This is a genomic window from Pseudomonas sp. (genome assembly GCF_050739995.1).
Lineage (GTDB): Bacteria > Pseudomonadota > Gammaproteobacteria > Pseudomonadales > Pseudomonadaceae > Aquipseudomonas.
The window spans coordinates 1-2,723 of the sequence record NZ_JBOICG010000368.1; the positions used below are offsets into that span (position 1 = coordinate 1).

Here is a 2,723-nt window from a genome sequence, read left to right on the forward strand (position 1 = left end):
ACGCGCCCAGCACCGGGTGCGACTGCTACTGGATGAGATCGACGAGTTCTACAGCAACTATAAAGTCAGCCGCGACCTGATCGAATTGCGCAACCTGGCCCAGGTTGCGGAACTGATGATCCGCTCCGCCATGGAACGCAAAGAAAGCCGGGGCTTGCACTACACCCTCGACTATCCGCAAATGCTGCCCGAAGCCCGCGATACTATCCTGGTGCCAACCACCTACGGCGACTGAACTTCAGGCGAACCCGCAGGCGCCGATGCACATCGGCGACCTGCGAATCCCTCGGCACGCACAGCGAACGCACGCGCCATTCGCCCTGTACTCGGTAACGCAGCACCACGACCAGCGGCAATGCCAGGCTGTCGGGGCGCAGTTGCACAGCGTGCCAGCCGCGCTCATCACTGAATAACTGCCAGCCGTCCTCGTCACGGCGCAAACCACGAACCGACGAACGGTGAGTCAGCAACACATGTCGCGGCACTATCCAGGCGGCATGAGCCAGGCACACCAGTATGCCAAGGCTTGAATAAGGTAAATCGAGAACCAGCCAGCTACCCAGCGCAAACGACTGGGCAAGGAGGTATACCGCTAGCAACAGCCGAGAGGCCTGCCAGCGGCATTCGAAGCGATTACTTGGGCTGGACACGATCCAGAATCATCCGAACCATGCGCTGCAGTTCAGGGTCTTCCGATTCGGCACGTTCCATGAACCAGCCGAACATGTCCTGGTCTTCGCAGGTCAGCAGCCTGACGTAGAGGTCACGATCCACCTGATTGAGCGTCGCGTACACCTCCTTGGTGAAAGGTACCAGCAACACATCCAACTCCAGCATGCCTCGGCGGCTGTGCCAGTAGAGGCGATTGATTTCTACATCTTCGACCATGGAGCGCTCCTCAAATAGGCGGCAAGTATACAGGCCCGACGACAGCGGAACAGTCGGCTTTGGTCACCCGCGACGAAACTATCCATTTGCCGGGCGCCCCTCTATGATGCACCCATGACATTTTGACCTGCGATGACCCATGGCTGACTCTGCTTTTTTCTGCCCCCTGTCCCACGAAGGCGTTCTCGCCGTCCGCGGCGCCGACGCTGCCAAGTTCCTGCAAGGGCAACTGACCTGCAACCTCAATTACCTGAGTGACACCCAGGCCAGCCTCGGTGCGCGCTGCACACAAAAAGGGCGCATGCAGTCGAGCTTTCGCATCCTGTTGCAAGGTGACGGCGTACTCCTGGCGATGGCCACCGAACTGCTCGAACCGCAACTGGCGGACCTGAAGAAGTACGCCGTGTTCTCCAAGTCCAAGCTCACCGACGAAAGCGCCGCCTGGGCGCGTTTTGGCCTGGCGAATGCGGATCAGGCCTTGGCCGGCCTGGGCCTGGAATTGCCTGCCGAGACCGACAGCATCGTGCGTACAGACTCACTGATCGCCATTCGGGTCTCCCCCGGCCGCGCCGAACTCTGGACGCCTGCCGACCAGGGCGAAGCCGTACGTACGCAATTGGCAGCACAGCTTGAAGAAGCTGAATTGAATGAATGGCTGCTCGGCCAGATCCGCGCCGGCATTGGCCAGGTCATGCCACAAACCCGCGAGCTGTTCATCCCGCAGATGCTCAACCTGCAGGCCGTAGGCGGCGTCAGCTTCAAGAAAGGCTGCTACACCGGCCAGGAGATCGTCGCGCGCATGCAGTACCTGGGTAAGCTCAAACGCCGCCAATACCGCGTGGCGCTGACAGACCAAGCCCTGCCCGAGCCAGGCAGCGAGATCTTCTCGCCTACCCATAACTCATCGGTGGGTGAAGTGGTCCTGGCTGCCCGCAGCACCGCAGGTAGCGAACTGCTGGCGGTGCTGAGCGCCGACGCCGTGGAAGACAACAACCTGCACCTGGGCAGCCTCGACGGCCCGCGCCTTGAATTGCTGACACTTCCTTACGAACTGGATCGCGATCGCGAAATCCAGCACTGAGCCTACCCAGCCCGCCTATTGGGGCTGGGCACTCTTCAATTGCGGTAGAGAATCCCCATGAACAAGATGGCCGAGATGATCCAGGCCCAACTACTGGCCGCCATCGACAACGATGACCTGGTGCTGCCAACCTTGCCAGAGGTCGCCTTGAGCATCCGCGAGGCCGCCGAAGACAGTGAGATCAGTGTCAGCGCCCTGAGCAAGGTCATCGGCCGCGACGCCGCCCTGTCAGCGCGCCTGATCAAGGTGGTGAACAGCCCACTGTTGCGTGCCACGGTCGAGGTCACTGACCTGCAGACCGCTATCACCCGCCTTGGCATCAACTACAGCTGCAACCTGGCAATCGGCCTGGTGATAGAGCAGATCTTCCACGCCCGCTCGGAGGTAGTGGAAAAGAAAATGCGCGATACCTGGGCAACCAGCCTGGAAGTGGCAGGTATCAGTTACGAGCTCTGTCTGCGTTATACCCAGCTCAAACCTGACCAGGGCGCCCTCGCAGGCCTGGTTCACCAGATCGGCGTACTGCCGATCCTGATTTATGCCGAAGAGCACAACGAGTTGCTCTCCGATCCAGTGTGCCTGAACTATGTGATCGACCAGATTCATCCGAAACTGGGCGACAAGATCCTCAGTAGCTGGGAGTTTCCCGAACAACTGGTCAGGTTGCCCGGGCAAGTCCTGGACCTGGACCGCGACAGCGATCGGGTCGACTACGTGGACATCGTCCAGATCGCCCGGGCCCTGAGCCCTGCCA

4 protein-coding genes and 1 pseudogene are annotated in these 2,723 nt (G+C 60.4%); 3 read left to right on the top strand and 2 right to left on the bottom strand.

Annotated elements, in window-relative coordinates:
• Positions 1–235: pseudogene (locus ACRESD_RS12265) on the top strand (L-aspartate oxidase); the annotation flags it as partial.
• Here the strand turns inward: ACRESD_RS12265 and ACRESD_RS12270 are convergent.
• On the bottom strand, positions 204–650 hold the full coding sequence (locus tag ACRESD_RS12270; protein WP_431751137.1) for a protein YgfX: 447 nt from the start codon (positions 648–650) through the stop codon (positions 204–206). The pseudogene ACRESD_RS12265 and the gene ACRESD_RS12270 overlap by 32 nt on opposite strands.
• Positions 634–888 carry a succinate dehydrogenase assembly factor 2 gene (locus ACRESD_RS12275; protein WP_014717362.1) on the bottom strand — a complete coding sequence of 85 codons (255 nt, stop codon included), beginning with the start codon at positions 886–888 and terminating at the stop codon, positions 634–636. The genes ACRESD_RS12270 and ACRESD_RS12275 overlap by 17 nt, the downstream gene beginning before the upstream one ends.
• 139 nt (positions 889–1,027) lie before the next feature.
• Here ACRESD_RS12275 and ACRESD_RS12280 point away from each other — a divergent pair, with 139 nt between their 5' ends.
• Together ACRESD_RS12280 and ACRESD_RS12285 are read left to right on the top strand one after the other, a co-directional pair.
• Positions 1,028–1,969, top strand: a complete 942-nt coding sequence (locus ACRESD_RS12280) for a YgfZ/GcvT domain-containing protein (protein WP_431751138.1) — start codon at positions 1,028–1,030, stop codon at positions 1,967–1,969.
• 57 nt (positions 1,970–2,026) lie between these two features.
• The coding region (locus ACRESD_RS12285; protein ID WP_431751139.1) for an HDOD domain-containing protein at positions 2,027–2,723 on the top strand (697 nt) is incomplete at its 3' end.

Excerpts from the sequence above, each read along its gene's own strand:
- ACRESD_RS12275 (WP_014717362.1), bottom strand. The coding sequence starts at position 888 with ATGGTCGAAGATGTAGAAATCAATCGCCTCTACTGGCACAGCCGCCGA.
- ACRESD_RS12280 (WP_431751138.1), top strand. The coding sequence starts at position 1,028 with ATGGCTGACTCTGCTTTTTTCTGCCCCCTGTCCCACGAAGGCGTTCTC.